General features: G+C 72.6%; 14 protein-coding genes. 9 read left to right on the forward strand and 5 right to left on the reverse strand.

From position 1 onward, the window contains the following. The first annotated feature begins 12 nt into the window (after positions 1-12). The gene (locus Aiant_RS29320; RefSeq protein WP_185040226.1) at positions 13-300 is read left to right on the forward strand and encodes an Lrp/AsnC family transcriptional regulator; all 288 of its coding nucleotides are present in this window, start codon (positions 13-15) and stop codon (positions 298-300) included. Between the two features lie 38 nt (positions 301-338). On the opposite strand, the gene Aiant_RS29325 is transcribed toward Aiant_RS29320, so the two are convergent. The 4 genes from Aiant_RS29325 to Aiant_RS29340 all read right to left on the reverse strand — a co-directional run bounded on the left by Aiant_RS29325 (position 339) and on the right by Aiant_RS29340 (position 5,503). Beyond that, positions 339-1,199: a nucleotidyltransferase family protein gene (locus Aiant_RS29325; protein WP_189336261.1), complete on the reverse strand. Its 861-nt coding sequence runs from the start codon at positions 1,197-1,199 to the stop codon at positions 339-341. Continuing rightward, positions 1,196-1,762 (reverse strand): NUDIX domain-containing protein, encoded by a 567-nt coding sequence (locus tag Aiant_RS29330; protein ID WP_189336262.1) that lies wholly within the window; start codon positions 1,760-1,762, stop codon positions 1,196-1,198. The genes Aiant_RS29325 and Aiant_RS29330 overlap by 4 nt, the downstream gene beginning before the upstream one ends. Positions 1,763-1,794: 32 nt before the next feature. Next, positions 1,795-3,597 (reverse strand): RelA/SpoT family protein, encoded by a 1,803-nt coding sequence (locus Aiant_RS29335; RefSeq protein ID WP_189336263.1) that lies wholly within the window; start codon positions 3,595-3,597, stop codon positions 1,795-1,797. Between the two features lie 106 nt (positions 3,598-3,703). Further along, positions 3,704-5,503, reverse strand: a complete 1,800-nt coding sequence (locus tag Aiant_RS29340; RefSeq protein WP_425322625.1) for a DEDD exonuclease domain-containing protein — start codon at positions 5,501-5,503, stop codon at positions 3,704-3,706. A gap of 104 nt (positions 5,504-5,607) precedes the next feature. Here Aiant_RS29340 and Aiant_RS29345 point away from each other — a divergent pair, with 104 nt between their 5' ends. The 6 genes from Aiant_RS29345 (at position 5,608) to Aiant_RS29370 (ending at position 13,264) form a co-directional block, all read left to right on the forward strand. Continuing rightward, positions 5,608-7,173, forward strand: coding sequence for an NYN domain-containing protein (locus Aiant_RS29345; protein WP_189336265.1), 1,566 nt, complete (start codon positions 5,608-5,610; stop codon positions 7,171-7,173). Between the two features lie 84 nt (positions 7,174-7,257). Beyond that, positions 7,258-7,470 (forward strand): hypothetical protein, encoded by a 213-nt coding sequence (locus tag Aiant_RS29350; protein WP_189336266.1) that lies wholly within the window; start codon positions 7,258-7,260, stop codon positions 7,468-7,470. 28 nt (positions 7,471-7,498) lie between these two features. Further along, complete coding sequence (locus Aiant_RS29355; RefSeq protein ID WP_189336267.1) at positions 7,499-8,755, forward strand: M48 family metallopeptidase; 1,257 nt, start codon at positions 7,499-7,501, stop codon at positions 8,753-8,755. Then, positions 8,755-9,882, forward strand: a complete 1,128-nt coding sequence (locus Aiant_RS29360) for a glycosyltransferase family 4 protein (protein WP_189336268.1) — start codon at positions 8,755-8,757, stop codon at positions 9,880-9,882. Before Aiant_RS29355 ends, Aiant_RS29360 begins: the two co-directional genes overlap by 1 nt. A gap of 617 nt (positions 9,883-10,499) precedes the next feature. Continuing rightward, complete coding sequence (locus Aiant_RS29365; protein ID WP_189336269.1) at positions 10,500-12,374, forward strand: ABC transporter ATP-binding protein; 1,875 nt, start codon at positions 10,500-10,502, stop codon at positions 12,372-12,374. A gap of 551 nt (positions 12,375-12,925) precedes the next feature. Continuing rightward, on the forward strand, positions 12,926-13,264 hold the full coding sequence (locus tag Aiant_RS29370; RefSeq protein ID WP_229831408.1) for a TlpA family protein disulfide reductase: 339 nt from the start codon (positions 12,926-12,928) through the stop codon (positions 13,262-13,264). Positions 13,265-13,867: 603 nt separating this feature from the next. Here the strand turns inward: Aiant_RS29370 and Aiant_RS29380 are convergent. Continuing rightward, positions 13,868-15,076: an MFS transporter gene (locus Aiant_RS29380; protein ID WP_189336271.1), complete on the reverse strand. Its 1,209-nt coding sequence runs from the start codon at positions 15,074-15,076 to the stop codon at positions 13,868-13,870. Between the two features lie 68 nt (positions 15,077-15,144). Here Aiant_RS29380 and Aiant_RS29385 point away from each other — a divergent pair, with 68 nt between their 5' ends. Both Aiant_RS29385 and Aiant_RS46640 read left to right on the forward strand, forming a co-directional pair. Continuing rightward, the gene (locus tag Aiant_RS29385) at positions 15,145-15,648 is read left to right on the forward strand and encodes a MarR family winged helix-turn-helix transcriptional regulator (RefSeq protein WP_229831409.1); all 504 of its coding nucleotides are present in this window, start codon (positions 15,145-15,147) and stop codon (positions 15,646-15,648) included. Between the two features lie 7 nt (positions 15,649-15,655). Continuing rightward, the gene (locus Aiant_RS46640) at positions 15,656-15,919 is read left to right on the forward strand and encodes a DUF4395 domain-containing protein (protein WP_268248864.1); all 264 of its coding nucleotides are present in this window, start codon (positions 15,656-15,658) and stop codon (positions 15,917-15,919) included. Position 15,920: the final 1 nt, after the last annotated feature.

The raw sequence follows: 15,920 nt of genomic DNA on the forward strand, positions 1-15,920 counted from the left end.
AGGAGACCTCAGGTGAATACCGCGATCGTCCACATCGACTGCGCCACCGATTCGATTCCCGAGGTCGCGGAGGCGCTGGCGGCGCTGGACGGGGTCAGCGAGGTCTACTCGGTCGCCGGCAACGTCGACCTGATCGCCATCGTGCGGGTGCCGCGCTTCGACGACATCGCCGAGGTCATCGCGGGCCGCATCTCCAAGACCCCGGGTGTGATCAACACGGAGTCGCACATCGCGTTCCGTGCGTACTCCAAGCATGACCTGGAGGACGCGTTCGCGATCGGCCTGCCCGACGCGGACTGACCGCCGGGCGCGCGGCCCGCGGGTGGCTCGGCGCGAGGTCAGGCCGTGTGGACGGTCAGGCCGCCGGGTGCCCGGATCGCGTCGCTGAGCGACTCGCCGGCCTCGACGGTGGCGCCGGGCCACACCACGCAGCGGGTCACGCTGCCGGCCACCCGGGCGCCGGCGCCGATCACCGACTCGACGGCCGTGCCGGTCACCTCGGCGGCCGGGTCGGCCAGCCCGGCGCCGGCGGCGTGCAGGTTCGCCTCCAGGTACAGCGCCGGGGTGCCGGTGTCCAGATAGAGGCCTTCGTATCCGATCAGCTCCAGGGCACCCTCGGCCTCGGCCGGGCGCCACACCGTGCGTACCAGATCGGTGTTGTGATCGTCGAGATCGACGACGAAGCGCCACGGGATCAGGGAGAAGCCGGCGAAGCGGTGTCCGCTGAAACCGCCGGTCTCGCCGGGGCGGCAGGGTTTGGTGAGCATCCGCACCGTCTCGCCGGACCAGCCGTCGAGCAGCGCGGCGATGTCCTTGCCCGGCTCCCGGAACGGATCGGCCAGGTAGGCGTCGGCATTGCCGACCAGCACTCCGCGCCCGTCGATCCAGCCTTTCAGCCGGGCGACGCCACCGGAGGTGCCCAGCGGGCCGTCCAGCTCGACCGAGAGGTGCGCGCGGCCGGTGGCGTGGGCGACGACCTGGTCGGCGAGATAGGCGGCGTTCACGCCGACCTGAGCGGGACCGCTCAGGCCGAGACCGGCCAGGCGGCGCAGGGCGTGGTCGAGCAGCGGCAGGTTGCCGACCGGGCAGAGCGCCTTGGGCACCGACGCGGTGAGCGGGCGCAGGCGCTGACCCTCACCGGCGGCGAGCACGACACCGCAGACCTCCGGGCGCGCGGCGTTTCCCGAAGCGGCGGTCACGGGGCGGAGGCCGGGCGGGTCGGGGCGGTGTCGGAGACCGGGACCGACGGTGGCAGCTCCCCGGCCCGCGGCCCGAGGCCGTAGATGCCGAGCAGGCGCGCGGTCGGCCAGGTGAGCCGGGGCAGGTCGTCGAGCGGGAACCAGCGCGCCTCCAGGACCTCACCACCGTCCACCACCAGCGGCGTGCTGGAGGCCGGCACCCAGCCGAACCAGACCATGTCGACATTCGCCGCGTTGGGGTGCAGGATCGCGTTCGGATTGCCGGGGCGCAGGTCGCCGGGCTCGATCCGGACGCCGGACTCCTCGAACAGCTCACGGGCGGCGCCGACGGCGGGCAGCTCGCCCCGCTTGAGCAGGCCGGCCGGCAGGCCCCAGCCGCGGCTGGACGGCTGGCGCAGCAGCAGCAAGCGGCCCGGCTCGGCGGCCTCCGAGTCGCGGATCACGGCGACTGCCCCGACCAGGAACTTGGGGGAGACGGCCCGGGCCACGTGGCGGCGCACCGGCAGGGGCAGGCCGTAGAACACTTGGTAGGCCAGGCCGCGCAGCTGCCGAGAGAAGTTCACGCGGGCAAGGTTAGCCGGAAAGACTGAGAGTCCTAGTCCGGGTGGTCGACCATCGCGATGAGCTGCTCGACCACGGCGTCCGGCTCGACCGTGCGCTCGCAGACCGCGACCAGCAGGGTCTCCAGGTCGGGATATCCCAGGTCCTCGGCCAGGCGGCGCAGCGGGACCTCGCTGGCCAGGCCACGGTCGTGTTTGCGGAGGGTGAGACCGATGGTGGCCCGGCCGAGGCGTACCTTGTCGGCGATGCTGATGCCGGGCTCGTTCCGCTCGTCGAAGTAGCGGTTGATCTGCATCTGCGCCTGGCTCGACTTGACGAACCCGAGCCACTCCTTGCGGGGGCCGCGCGGCGCGTTGGGCTCGACCTCGACGTGCCCGTCGTTCTCGGAGAAGATCTCGACGACGTCACCGTCGCGCAGGGGCGAGCTGAGGGGGGCGAGACGTCCGTTGATCGTGGCGGCCAGGCATTGGTCGCCCTTTTGCGGGCCCAGTTCGTACGCCAAGTCGACTGGGGTGGAGCCGCTGGGTAACTCGTAGGCGTTGCCGTGGGCGAAGACCGTGATCTGCGCCTCGGCGAGGTCACATCGGAGCGAATCGAGGAACTCGGCCGCGTCGGTGGTGTCCTGCTGCCAGTCGAGCACCCGTTTCAGCCAGGTCAGCTGGTCGGCGCCGGGTGGCTCGTCGGACACCTTGGGATATCGGTAGCTGGTGGCGACGCCGTACTCCGAGTAACGGTGCATGGTCTCGGTGCGGATCAGGACCTCGACGAGGCGTCCCTCCGGGCCGACCACGGTGGTGTGCAGCGAGCGGTACAGATTGTTTTTCGGCGAGGCGATGAAGTCCTTGAACCGGCCGGCGACCGGGCGCCAGCGGCCGTGGATGGCGCCGAGCGCCGCGTAGCAGTCGGTGTCCGGCCCGTCCACCACCACCGCGATGCGGGGAAGGTCGAGCGGCACCGCGTGGCCGCCGGCGACCGTGTCCTTCCAGATCGAGTAGTAGTGCCGGGGACGCGGGGTCACCTCGGCGTCGACCCGGGAGCGGCGCAGCGCGGTGCGCGCCTTGGCGGAGACGTCGGCGAGGTACTCACTCCAGCCGGGACGGTTTTTCACGTGCTCGTCGATCCGCGCGTAGGCGTCCGGCTCCAGGTGGAACAGGACCACGTCGTCCAGGTCGCGCTTGAGCGCCTGGATGCCGAGCCGGTCGCAGAGCGGGACCAGCACGTCCAGCGTGGCGTTGGCGATCCGGGCCCGGGAGGCGGGGGAGCGGGCGTCCAGCGTGCGCATGTTGTGCAGCCGGTCGGCCAGCTTGATCACCAGCACCCGGACGTCCTTGCCGGCCGCGACGATCATCTTGCGGATCGTCTCGCCCTCGGCGGCCTTGCCGTAGAACGCCTTGTCGAACTTGGTCACGCCGTCGACCAGATGGCCCACCTCGGGGCCGAAGTCGCCCTCCAGGGCCTCCAGCGTGTAGCTGGTGTCCTCCACCGTGTCGTGCAGCAGCGAGGCGACCAGGGTGGTCGTGTCCATGCCCAGCTCGGCGCAGATCTGCGCGACGGCGAGCGGATGCGTGATGTAGGGATCCCCGGACTTGCGGAACTGGCCGCGGTGCATGCTCTCGGCAATCGAGTAGCTGCGGCGGAGCAGGGCCACATCGGCCGACGGGTGAATGGTGCGGTGCGTGCGGGCCAGGGTCGAGACCGGATCGTCGTCATTGCCCTGAAAGCTGAGCAGCGAACGCAATCGCCGGGTGAAGGTGAGCGGGCTCGACGAGCCGGCCTGGGACGTGGTGGCCGGCAGGGCACGACCGAGAGCGGCGCCGTGGCCGGCGTCGACGTCCACCCGGACACCCCCTCACCGCTCGCTCATGCCTGCTTTGAAGCATGACACGAGAAGCTCAGGTGGCTGCGACTCCACAACCGGAATCACCACAAGCTCCCCGCGTGCCTTACAGCCTAAGCGAGCGAGCGTCATCCGAACGGTCAGTTACCGATAGGCGAACGGTTGAGTCTTGGCCCGAAGCGGCCGCCTCGGCCCTGGTGAGGAGGGCGCTGAATCGCGCCGCGCCACGAGCCGGTGACACCCAGTCGCCGTCGGTCTCCACGAGGCGGGTGTCCACCCGCTCCAGCCACGCGAGAACCCGCTCGGTCTCCTCAGCGGACGCGGACGGCACCGGGCCCGGTCCGGGGAGGACCGTCTCGGCGGTCAGTTTCGCCGCGTCCAGGGTGGGTCGTGGGTGCTCACGGGGCGGGGAGGTGGCCGCCGCGGCCAGCCGGCCGTGCCGGATCACGGCGATCTCCCAGCCACCCTTGTCGTTCCGCCGGGCGGCGACGATCTCCGGGATGCGGGTCAGGGCGTCCAGCCGCTGCATCCGGATCAGGGCGCGCAGCAGGGCGATCAACCGGGAGCGGAGGGTGGTCGCCTCCTCGTAGCGCCGGCGGTCGCTGAGCGCCTCGATCCGGGCCAGGATGGCCTCGATCACCGGTCCGGGGTCCCCCGATGTGGCGACCCGGAACGGGAGGGCGGCCCGCAGGTCGTAATCCTCCGGAGTGATCTCGTGCTCGCACGGGGCCGGGCAGCGGCCCAGCTCGGCCAGGGCACAGGCCGGCGTCTTGGTGCGCAGCGACAGCTTGTGGTTGCACTGGCGCAGCGGCACGGCGTCGTAGACCCCGGCGGCGGCCAGCTCGGCGGTGCGCCGGGAGGAGAACGGGCCCAGATAGGTCGCGCCGTCGTCGGCGAACCGGCGGACCACCGACAGCCGTGGATAGGCCTCGGCGGTGAGCTTGAGCCAGACGACCCGCTCGGGATATTTCGACCGCCGGTTGTAGGGCGGGGCGTGTGCGGCGATCATCCGCAGCTCGCGGACCTCGGCCTCCAGCGCGTGGGCGCACTCCACCGCCTCCACCCGGACCGCGGCGGTGAGCATCTCGGAGATCCGGGCGCGTTTCTCGCCGGCGGTGAAATAGCTTTTCACCCGGGTGGCCACGTCCTTGGACGTGCCGACGTAGAGCGGGCGGTCGTCGGCGGCCCGGAAGATGTAGACCCCGGGCACGTGCGGCAGCCCGTCGGCCAGGTGCCGGCGGCTGCGCTGGGCCGGGGTGACCGCCTTGGCGAACTCGATCGCGTCGCCCAGGGTGTGCACCCGGAAGCTGCCCAGCCGCTCGATCAGGCCGTGCAGCACGTCGACGGTCGCTTTCGCGTCCTCCAGGGCGCGGTGGTTGGGCTGGACGGTGGACCGGAAGAAGTGGGCCAGGGTGCCGAGCTTCCGATTCGGCACCTCGTCGCGGGTCAGGGCGCGGCGGGCCAGCGCCGCGGTGTCCAGCACCCGGGGCGCGGGCCACGGGTAGCCGTGCCGGGCGCAGGCGGCCTTGAGGAAGCCGACGTCGTAGGGCGCGTTGTGGGCGACCAGGACGGCGCCGCGGAGGAACTCCAGCAGGGCCGGCAGCACCGTCTCGATCGGCGGGGCCGGGCGCAGCATCGCCTCGGTGATGCCGGTCAGGACGGTGATGAACGGCGGCAGCGGCTCGCCCGGGTTGACCAGGGTGCCGAACTCGCCCAGCGGCACGCCGCCGCGCACCTTGACCGCGCCGATCTCGGTGATCCCGCCGCCGTCCGGCGCGCCGCCGGTGGTCTCCAGGTCGAGCACCACGAACGTGGTGTCGGAGAGCGAGACGGCGGCCGGATCCACCGAGCCGTCGGCGGACAGCAGCGTGTCCAGAGTGCCCTGCACGTAAGCCGGTTGTGCCACGGCGGGGAACATTAGAGCGGGGGTACGACAGAAACCGAGCCCACCTGGAAAAGATCACTTGCCTCAGCAAGCGTTTTCGCTTGCCACGGTGTGAGAATGGGTGGATGTCCGCGCCGCTCGAACCCGACGACCGCCCCGTAGAGGAGGCGGCGTTCCCGGCTGCGGACGCCCTTTCGCTGTCGCTGCCACCCCTCCCTCCGCTCCCGGAGGATGCGGAGGGAACGGAGCCGGTCGGTCCTTCGCTCGCGGACGACGCCGAGCCGGTCGGCTCTTTGCTCGCGGACGATGCGGAGCCGGTCGGTCCTTCGCTCGCGGACGATGCCGAGCCGGTCGGTCCTTCGCTCGCGGACGATGCGGAGCCGGCCGGTCCCGAGCCGATCCTGCCCGAGCCGGTCCGTCAGCGGATCATGACGCTCGCCGCCGCGGCCCTGCCCGGCCTGCCCGCCGACGAGATCCCGGTCGCGCTGCGCCGCGTCGCCCGCTTCGCGCCGAACCGGCGGGCCCGGCTCGGCGGCCGGGAGATCGCCGCCCAGCTCACCGCCGACCCGCTGTTCCGCCAGCGGATCGGCGCCCGGATCGTCAACGAGGCCGGTGACCTGGGCGCCGCGGTGACCAGCGGGGTCGCCCCGGCCGCCGCCGACCCGGTCGAGGTCGCCGCACTGGCCTACCTGGCCCGTCCGGACGGCTGGCGGGAGCTGATCGAGGCGGCCGGCGACGTTGTCCGGGCCGACGCGGACAGCGCCGCACAGGCCGACCGGCTGCGCGCCGCCGAGCAGCGAGCCACCCGGGCCGAGCACGACCGGGCGGTGGCCCGGGTCGAGGCCGACAAGCTCCGCGACGAGCTGGCCCGGGTCCGCGAGGAGCTCGGCCAGCTGCGCGAGGAGGCCCGCAGCACGACGAAGGCGCTGCGCGAGGCGCTGGCCGCGCAGAAACGCGCGGCGGACCTGCTGGCCACCGAGAAGGGGCGCGCGTCACGCGCCGCTCTCGATCACGAGGCTGAGATACGCCGGATGCGGTCCCGCCTCGCCGACGCCGAGGCCCTCGCCGCCACCGGCAAGCAGGCGGCCAAGGACGCCCGGGCGGTCGACGACGCCCGCCTCTGGCTGCTGCTCGAGACGATCGGCCAGGCGGCCACCGGGCTGCGCCGCGAGCTGGCCCTCGACCCGACCGACAAGCTCCCCGCCGACTTCGTGGCCGACGCCGCCGCGGACCGGCCGGGCGCACCGGAGCGCTCCCGGGCCCGTGCCCAGGACACCGACGACCCGGGCCGCCTCGACCAGCTGCTCGCGCTGCCCCGCGCGCACCTGATCGTCGACGGTTACAACGTGACCAAGCGCGGCTTCGCCGACATGTCCCTGGAGCAGCAGCGCAAACGCCTGATCACCGGGCTGGGCGGGATCGCCGCGCAGACCCAGGACGAGGTCACCGTGGTCTTCGACGGGGCCGAGCGGGTGCACGGCCTGCCACCCGCGCCGCGCGGCGTCCGGGTGCTCTTCTCCCGCAAGGGCACCACCGCCGACGAGCTGATCCGGCAGCTGGTCCGAGCCGAGCCGCCGGGCCGCCCGATCGTGGTGGTCTCCTCCGATCGAGAGGTGGCCGACGGCGTGCGCCGGCACGGGGCGTACCCGATGGGCGCCGATTCGCTCCTGCGCCGGTTGGCCCGATCCTGAGTTTTGTCGTACCCCTCGCCTAGCGTGACGATTACCTGAGGTGACCGGTCCGTCGCGCGGATCCCTCCTGGTCGAGGAGGGGTAATGATCATCGATTGTGGTCGTTGCGTCGAGCGGACCGACGAGTGCACCGGATGCCTGGTCAGCGTGCTCGAGCAGACGCCCGGCGGGATCGCCGACCTGACTCCCGGCGAGCTGCGGGCGATCGAGACGTTCGAGCTGGCCGGTTTCGAGGTGGAGTTGCTGGAGACCCCGGAGCCACCGGCGATCGTCCCGTTCCGCCGCCACGTGGCGTGATCACGACGCTGACCTAGGATCTTCGGACATGACTCCCCGCTGGTGGGCCCTCGTCGCGTTCGGGGTGCTGCTCGTCGCGCTGGTGCTGTTCGCGGCGCTGACCGTGCCCTGGCACCGCGCCCCCGCGCCGCGTGCCGACCAGGTCGCCGCGCTCGGCCAGTTCCCGCCGGAGCAGGTGGCCCGGGCCCGCCAGTTCCGCGCCGACCTGCGCCCGGGCAGCTACCTGAGCATGGCCCTGGGCCTGCTGGTGGCCCTGCTGCTCGGGCTCACCCCACTCGGTGCCCGGCTGGTGGAGCTGGGCGGCCGGCCGTTCGGCGACCACTGGCTGGCCCGGGCGGTGCTCGGCGGCCTGCTCGTGGTGCTGGCCGGCGAGCTGCTCACCGTGCCGCTCGCGGCCTGGCGGCACACCATCGTGGTGCGCTATGGCATCTCCACCCAGTCGTGGGGCGGCTGGGGCGCCGACCTGGCGAAATCGCTCGTGGTCGGCGCGCTCCTGGGCGGCCTGGCGCTGGCCGGCTTCTTCGCCGTCACCCACTTCGCGCCCCGCTGGTGGTGGGCGTTCGGCGCGGCCGGCGCGGCCGGGCTGGTGGTGCTGCTCTCCTTCGTGCTCCCGGTGGTGGTCGAGCCGATCTTCAACAAGTTCACCCCGATGCCGGACGGCCCGCTGCGCACCGAGCTGATCCAGCTGGCCGACCGCGACGGCGTCCCGGTCAGGGACGTGCTGGTCGCCGACGCGTCCCGGCGCACCCGGGCGGTCAACGCCTACGTCTCCGGCCTGGGCCCGACCCGGCGGATCGTCGTCTACGACACCATGCTCACCGAGGCCACCCCCGACGAGGTGGTCTCGGTGGCCGCGCACGAGCTCGGCCACGCCAAGGACGGCGACGTGCTGACCGGGACGCTGCTCGGCGCGCTCGGCGCCGCGCTGGCGGTGATCGGGGTCTACCTGCTCGGCTCCTGGTCCGCCCTGCTCCGCCTGGCCGGGGTGGACTCGATCGGCGAGCCGCGGGCGATCGGGCTGCTGCTCGCCGTGGTCGCGCTCGCCGGGTTGCTGGCCGGTCCGGGTCAGGCGTTCGTCTCCCGGCACATCGAGGCCCGCGCCGACCGGCACGCCCTCGATCTGACCGGCGACCCGCAGACCTTCGAGGCGATGCAGCGCCGCCTCGGCACCGTCAACCTGTCCGATCCCGATCCGCCGACCTGGGAGTTCCTGATGTTCGCCTCGCACCCGTCCACCGTGCAGCGGATGGCCGCGGCCCGTGCGTACGCCCGGGGAGAGCGCTGATGGGGCGCACCCTGCTGGTCACCAACGACTTCCCGCCCCGGCCCGGCGGCATCCAGCAGTTCGTGCACAATCTCGCGGTGCGCCAGCCGCCCGGCTCGGTGGTGGTCTATGCGTCCACCTGGCGGGGTGCGGCCGCGTTCGACGCCGAGCAGCCGTTCGAGGTGGTCCGCGAGGACACCGGGATGCTGCTGCCCACCCCGCGGGTCGCCCGCCGGGCCGCCGAGCTGGCCCGGGCGCATGACTGCGACAGCGTCCTGTTCGGTGCGGCCGCTCCACTCGGCCTGCTCGCCCACGGCCTGCGCCGGGATGCCGGGGTCACCCGAGCGGTCGGCATCACCCACGGGCACGAGATCGGCTGGGCCGCGCTGCCCGGCGCCCGCGGCCTGCTGCGCCGCATCGCCCGGGGGAACGACGTGATCACCTACCTGGGCGACTACCAGCGCACCCGCCTGGACAAGGCGCTGCACGGCCTGACCGACCTGCGGCGGCTCGCGCCCGGCGTCGACGTGGACACGTTCCACCCCGGCGTGGACGGCTCCGCGGTCCGCGCCCGGCACGGCCTGTCCGACCGCCCGGTGGTGGTCTGCGTCTCCCGGCTGGTCCCGCGCAAGGGCCAGGACATGCTGATCCGCGCCCTCCCGGAGATCCGCCGCCGCGTCCCGGGCGCCGCACTGCTCCTGGTCAGCGGCGGTCCCCACCGCAAGACGCTGGCCCGCCTGGCCCGCGAGCACGACGTCGAGTCCGACGTCGTCTTCACCGGTTCGGTCCCGTGGAGCGAGCTGCCCGAGCACTACGCGGCCGGCGACGTCTACGCGATGCCCTGCCGCACCCGGGCCGCCGGCCTGGACGTCGAGGGCCTCGGCATCGTCTACCTGGAGGCCTCGGCGACCGGCCTGCCGGTCGTCGGTGGCGACTCCGGCGGCGCGCCGGACGCGGTCCGCGAGGGCGAGACGGGCTACGTGGTCGGCGGCCGCGACGTGCCCGCCATCGCCGCCCGCGTGGCCGAGCTGCTGTCCGATCCTGATCGCGCCCAGGCGATGGGCAAGGCGGGCCGTGCCTGGGTCGAGCGGGAGTGGCGCTGGGAGACCCAGGCCGCCAGGCTCCGGGAGTTGCTCGTCCCGGCCTGACCGATCCCCGTCACGGTCTTCCTGACTCGGGGTCCGCACTGATCACCGATGGCCACTCCCGCAAGGGCGACATCCGCGGAGGAAACCCCTAGTAGTAGCGGATTGGCATGAGTGAGCGGATTACTCCGTGGACAGTGGGCGGCCCACCGGCGTAGGAACGAAACGGAGGGACCCCCGACCGGAGGCCGCCGATGCCGGACGCCAGCCCCGCCCGACCCGCCACCCCATCCGCTGATCCCAGCCGCTCCGCCGATCCGTCGACGTCTGCCGATTCCGCGGTTCCGTCGATGTTCGCCGATTCCGCCCGCTCCGCCGATTCGCCGGTGCCTGTCGATGCCGCCGGGTCCGCCGATTCGCCAGCGCCTGCCGATGCCGCCGGGTCCGCCGACTCGCCGGCGCCTGCCGATGCCGCCGGTTCTGCCGATTCGTCGGCATCTGCCAGATCCGCCGGCCCTGCCGATTCGCCGGCGTCCGCCGATCCCGCCCGCTTCGCCGACGTGCCGGATTCTGCTGGTGTGCCGGGCGCGGCCGGCGGTGGCCGGCGTGCGTCCGCGGGCGGCGGTGATCCGGGCGCGCGGGGCGAGCCGGGGACCGCGGGAGGTGACGACGGTGCCGCGATGCTGGAGACCGGGGGCGACGGCGAGCTGGACGTGCCCTACTGGCTGACCAGCACGCAGGAGGCGGCGAACACCAGTTTCCTGCGCATGTTCCGGCGGCTGCCGCGACTGCTCAAGGATGCCTGGCTGCTCGCCTGGCGGGCCGGGCCGGGCACCACCGCCGCCGTGCTGGTGTTGCAGGTCGCCGCCGGGATCGCCGGGGCGCTCGGGCTGATCAGCACGGTCGGCGTGTTCGACGGGCTGCTCTCGGCCGGCCCTACGCCGGAGCGGGTGCGGGCCGCCGTACCGTCGCTGGTGCTCTTGATCGTGGCCCTTGCCGTGCGCGGTCTGCTGGCGAGCGCCGCGACCGCGACCCATGGCCGCCTGTCGCCCGCGGTCTACGAGGCCGCGGAGAACCGGCTGCTCGATCTGACCACCCGGGTGGACCTGGCCACCTTCGACGACCCGGACTGGCGGGACGCCATGGAACGCGCCCGGGACCGGGGGATCCCGGCCGCGCAGCAGGTCGTCGACTTCGGCATCGAGGTGCTCACCAACCTGGTCGGGCTGGTCGCCGCGGCCGGGGTGCTCGCGGTGCTGCACCCGATCCTGCTGCCGCTGCTGGTCCTGGCCGCGCTGCCGACCGGGTGGGCCGCGGTCCGGGCGGCGCGGCTCAACTACCGCAGCGAGCTGAAACTGATCGCGGTCTGGCGGCGTCAGCGCATGCTCGCCTACCTGCTGGCGGCCCGCGAACCGGCCGGTGAGCTGCGCGCCTTCACGGTGCGCCGGTTCCTGCTCGCCGAGGTGGCCCGGCTGCTGCGGATCTCCACCGTGGAGGAGATCCGGGTGGTGACCAGCTCGGTCCGCACCAACCTTTACGGCCAGGCGCTCAGCGGCTTGATCAGCGGACTGGCCTACCTCGTGCTGCTCTGGCTGCTCTGGACCGGCCGGATGGAGCTGGCCGTCGGCGGAGCGGCCGCGTACGCCATCAACATCGGCATCGGCAAGCTCCGCGAACTGGCCTTCTCGGTGAACCGGGTGTACGAGCAGGGGCTGTACTTCGCCGACTTCCAGGGCTTCTGTGCGATGTCGCTGGCGCACGCCGAGCCGTCGCCGGAGTCGCGGGCCCCGGACGGGTTCGGCGAGATCCGGCTGGACCGGGTGACCTTCCGTTACCCGGACGCCGAACGGGCGGCGGTCGACGAGGTCAGCATGACCCTGCGCCGCGGCGAGATCATCGCGCTGGTCGGCGAGAACGGCTCCGGCAAGTCCACGCTCGCCGCGGTCCTGGCCGGGCTGTACCGCCCGCAGCAGGGGACGATCACCTGGGACGGGGTGGACGTGTCCCGGTTTCATCCGGAGTCGCTGCGGGAGCGGGTCGCGGTGGTCATGCAGGAGCCGACCCGGTGGCCGCTGTCGGCCCGCGCCAACATCGCGATCGGACGGCACGACCGCCCGGCGTCGCTGGCCCAGGTGCAGGAGTCGGCGCGGGCCGGGGACGCGCACGAGTTCGTGATGGAGCTGACCCGGCAGTACGACACCCTGCTGTCCCGGCACTTCACCGACGGCGCCGACCTGTCCGGCGGGCAGTGGCAGCGGCTCGCGGTGAGCCGGGCGTTCCACCGGGACGCGCCGCTGCTGATCTGCGACGAGCCGACCGCGAACCTGGACGCCCGGGCCGAGCACGAGGTGTACCGGCGGTTGCGGGACCTGGCGGCGGGCCGCACGGTCGTACTGATCACGCACCGGATGGCGAGCGTCCGGGAGGCGGACCGGATCTATGTGCTGGACCACGGGAAGGTCGTGGAGGAGGGCGGCCACGACGAGCTGCTGGCGGCGGACGGTGTGTACGCGCAGTTGTTCACTTTGCAGGCCAGCGCCTATCAATCGGCCTGATCAGGTGTCACAGTTGTCCCATGGATCCGGTGGGGATGGCGGCGGTCGGGGTGGTGCTGGCGGCCGGGGTGGCCGTGGGTGTCTGGCGCCGTCGCAGCGATGGACGTCTCCGGCCTGTGGCTCCGGATCGGCGAGCTGTGTCGGGGTCGGGCGCGGCCTCTGATCCGCGAGCCGCTGCGGATTCGAGCGGTGTTTCGGGTTCACGAGTTGCTTCGGATTCGAGTGGCGTTTCGGGTCCGCGAGCCGCTTCGGATTCGAGTGGCGTTTCGGGTCCACGAGTTGCTTCGGATTCGAGCGGCGTTTCGGGCTCGGGAATCCTCTCTGATTGGAGCAGTGGTTCGGGAGTCGTCTCGGATTCGAGCGGTGGCGCGGGTTCGGGAGTTGTCTCGGGCGCGAGTGGCGGTTCGGGTGCTCGTGGGGGCGCGAGTGGCGATTCGGGTGCTCGTGGGGGTGCGGGTTCGGGCTCTTGGGCCCATTCGCGTCTGGAGAGCGGCGGGGGCGTGGCGGAGGGCACGGTGCCGGTCGGTGGGGTGGCGGAGCAGACTGGTGGCGTGACGGATGCGCGGGACGGCGAGCTTCTCGACCCGGCGCTGCTGGAGCGGCTCGGGGTCGAGCCGGGCAGGGTCACGCTGGTGCAGTTCTCCACCGCGTTCTGCGCGCCATGCCGGGCGTTGCGCCGGGTCAGCGCCGAGGTCGTGGCGCTGCTTCCGGACGTGCGGCACGTCGAGGTCGACGCCGAGAGCCACCTCGACGAGGTGCGCGCCCTGAGCATCTGGCGCACCCCGACGCTGCTGATCGTCGACTCGGACGGCCGGGTGACCCGCCGTGCCACCGGTGTCCCGACCAAGCCGCACCTGATCGCCGCGCTCGCCGACCTGCTGCCCGCCTGATCCGCGTTTCCACCCGGAGGGTGGGTGCGTTTCTCTCTGAGGCCGGTAGCGATCCTGCCGCGGTACCGAACCTCGTCCCGGCGCCCTGTCGCGCCGCCCAGGACCGGCTGCCGGCTGTCTGGTCGCGGTTTCGCATGCCGGCCACGCGGGCTGTTGATCGCGGCCCAGCCGCCGGTCACCGCCGGCCGATGATCCGGTCCGTCTCCTGCTTGCGGTCCGCTGCCCGGTCGCCGCCCGAAGTCCGACTTTTCCGGTACACCCTCGGCTCGCGGCCGGGGCAACGCCACCTACCCGTCCCCCGCCATCGCGGCTGGTCCTGGTCGCCCTATCGGGGTACGGGATAGGGCGGTGGGCGCCAGCCGGGTGGCGGTGGCTGGTCCTGGTGGCCCTATCAGGGGGCGGGATAGGGCGGTGGGCGCCAGCTGGGTGGTGGTGGGCTGGTCCTGGTGGCCCTATCGGGGGACGGGATAGGGCCGTGGGCGCCAGCCCGGTTCTGCTTTCGCTCTGGGTGGGCAGGTTCACTTTTGGGGGCCTGGACGGGGCTGACCGGCGGGGGGCTGGGTGGCCTCGGGGAGGGCGGCCGCTGCACGGCGGCCCTGGCGTTCACGCGGGAGTCAGGACGGCATCCCGGGTGGTCGTCGTCCGGGTGAGGTTGCGGGCGCCGGGGATCAGCAGCTGGGAAGCGGCCGACGCGAACAGCACGAAGGCGCAGGCGGTCAGGACCCCGTCGACGCCGAAGCGGGCCGAGAGGGGGCCGGCCAAGGCGTTGCCCAGGGGCATCGCCAGGAAGGACGTCAGATAGTCCCAGGAGGCGACGCGGCCGAGCATGGCCTGAGGGATCCGGTCCTGGATCGCGGTCTCCCAGGCGACCGCGAAGAACATCAGGCCGCCGTAACCGATGACGGCGCCGGCCAGGACCGCGGTGAGCGCCCCGGGCCAGACGTAGGACAGGGCCCAGAACGGCATCAGCAGCAGGGTGAGCCAGCCGGCCCGGAGCGGGTGCCGGGGGTGGAAGCGCAGCGCCAGGGCCGAGCCGAGCAGGCCGCCCAGACCCTCGGCGGCCGAGATCCAGCCGATGGCGTGGGCGCCGCCCAGGCGTTCGACGGCGGTCACCTGGACCAGGACCAGGATCATCCCGTTGGCGATGTGGTAGACCGTGGCGCCGAACAGGCCGCCGATCAGCCAGTCGCGACTGCGGATCGCCTGCCAGCCGGTGGCCAGCTCGCGAACCATCGGGGCACGGGGGCCGCGCTCGGCGCGTACCGAAAGCATGGCGGCGAAGACCCCGGACAACCCGAAGCTGACCGCATCGGCGGCGAAGCCCGCCGGAGCGCCGAAGGCGGCGACGGTGAGCCCGCCGAGCGCGGGACCGGCGATGCCGCAGGCGGTCTGAAGCATGGTGAGCGTGGCGTTGGCCTGCTGGAGCTGGTCGGACGGGACGAGCAGCGGCTTGAGTGCGCTCATCGCCGGGGCGAAGAACGAGCCGGCGCCGGACGAGACGACGGTGAGCGCGCAGAGCAGGGGCAGCCGGTAGCCCCCGCCGGCGAACATCACCGCGATGCCGGCGGTGGCCAGCAGGCGGACCAGGTCGGAGACGACCATGACGTGCCGCGGCTGGAGGCGGTCGGCCCAGACGCCGCCGAACAGCGTGCCGGCCAGCATGGTGAGCACCGAGGCGGCCATCACCAGGCCGAGGTCGTCGGCGCCACCGCCGTGGGTGACCACCGCGACGGCGAGCGCCACGGTCTGGAAGCCGTTGCCGAGCCAGGAGAGGGCCTGGCCGGTGGCGAGGAGCCGGAAGTCGCGTGTCATGCCGCGAAGGTAGTTCAGCATCTAACTATCAGGCAACTAATAATCAGATACTGTGCAAGACTGGGTGGGTGGAAGACGGTGTGGATCAGCATGTGGCCCGGTGGGCGTCGTTCTGGAAGGACGAGCCGAAGTTCGCGCCGGAGGTCGAGGGCGCGTTGGTGCGGATGAAGCACATCCTGCGGTTCATCGAGCGGGGTGACGCCGCGGCGTTCGCTCACAACGCGGAGGACTTCACCCTCCAGGACATGAAGACGCTGCACGTGCTGATGGTGCAACCATGGCCGACCGAGGCCACGCCGGCGCAGCTCGCGGAGGCGGCCAACGTGACTCGCGCCGCGATGACCAGCCGTCTGGACCGCCTGGAGCAGGCCGGCCTGGTGACCCGGTCGATCGACGCCGCGGACCGGCGGAGGGTGCTGGTCAGGCCCACGCCGACGGGGCGGGAGATGTGGAATCGCTACATCTTCGAGGGGATGGCACGCGATCAGGCGGCGCTCGCGGCGCTCTCGCTGGAGGAGCTGACACAGCTCAACGGGCTGCTGCGGAAAGTCCTTCATTCCCTAGGGGAATAATGGGGGAATGGAGATCGACGCCAACGGTCAGCGCTTCGCCGCCGCCGTCACCAGCATCGTCATCGCGCTCGTGCTGATCACCGGCTCCGGCTGGCTGGCACTGGCGCAGGCGGTGGTCTTCGCGATCACCGCGTACCGGCCGCAGTGGGGGCCGTACTCGAGGCTCTTCAAGCTCGCCAAGCGGCCCGGGCCGAAGGAGCCGGCCGCGCCGGTACGGTTCGCGCAGCTGGTCGGCTTCGTGTTCCTGAGCGTCTCCGCGGGGGATACCTGAC

This window comes from Actinoplanes ianthinogenes (assembly GCF_018324205.1).
Taxonomy (GTDB): Bacteria; Actinomycetota; Actinomycetes; order Mycobacteriales; family Micromonosporaceae; genus Actinoplanes; species Actinoplanes ianthinogenes.

Coding starts and splice junctions, on each gene's coding strand:
- Aiant_RS29345 (WP_189336265.1), top strand. CDS start 5,608: ATGTCCGCGCCGCTCGAACCCGACGACCGCCCCGTAGAGGAGGCGGCG.
- Aiant_RS29350 (WP_189336266.1), top strand. CDS start 7,258: ATGATCATCGATTGTGGTCGTTGCGTCGAGCGGACCGACGAGTGCACC.
- Aiant_RS29355 (WP_189336267.1), top strand. CDS start 7,499: ATGACTCCCCGCTGGTGGGCCCTCGTCGCGTTCGGGGTGCTGCTCGTC.
- Aiant_RS29360 (WP_189336268.1), top strand. CDS start 8,755: ATGGGGCGCACCCTGCTGGTCACCAACGACTTCCCGCCCCGGCCCGGC.
- Aiant_RS29365 (WP_189336269.1), top strand. CDS start 10,500: ATGCTGGAGACCGGGGGCGACGGCGAGCTGGACGTGCCCTACTGGCTG.
- Aiant_RS29380 (WP_189336271.1), bottom strand. CDS start 15,076: ATGACACGCGACTTCCGGCTCCTCGCCACCGGCCAGGCCCTCTCCTGG.
- Aiant_RS46640 (WP_268248864.1), top strand. CDS start 15,656: ATGGAGATCGACGCCAACGGTCAGCGCTTCGCCGCCGCCGTCACCAGC.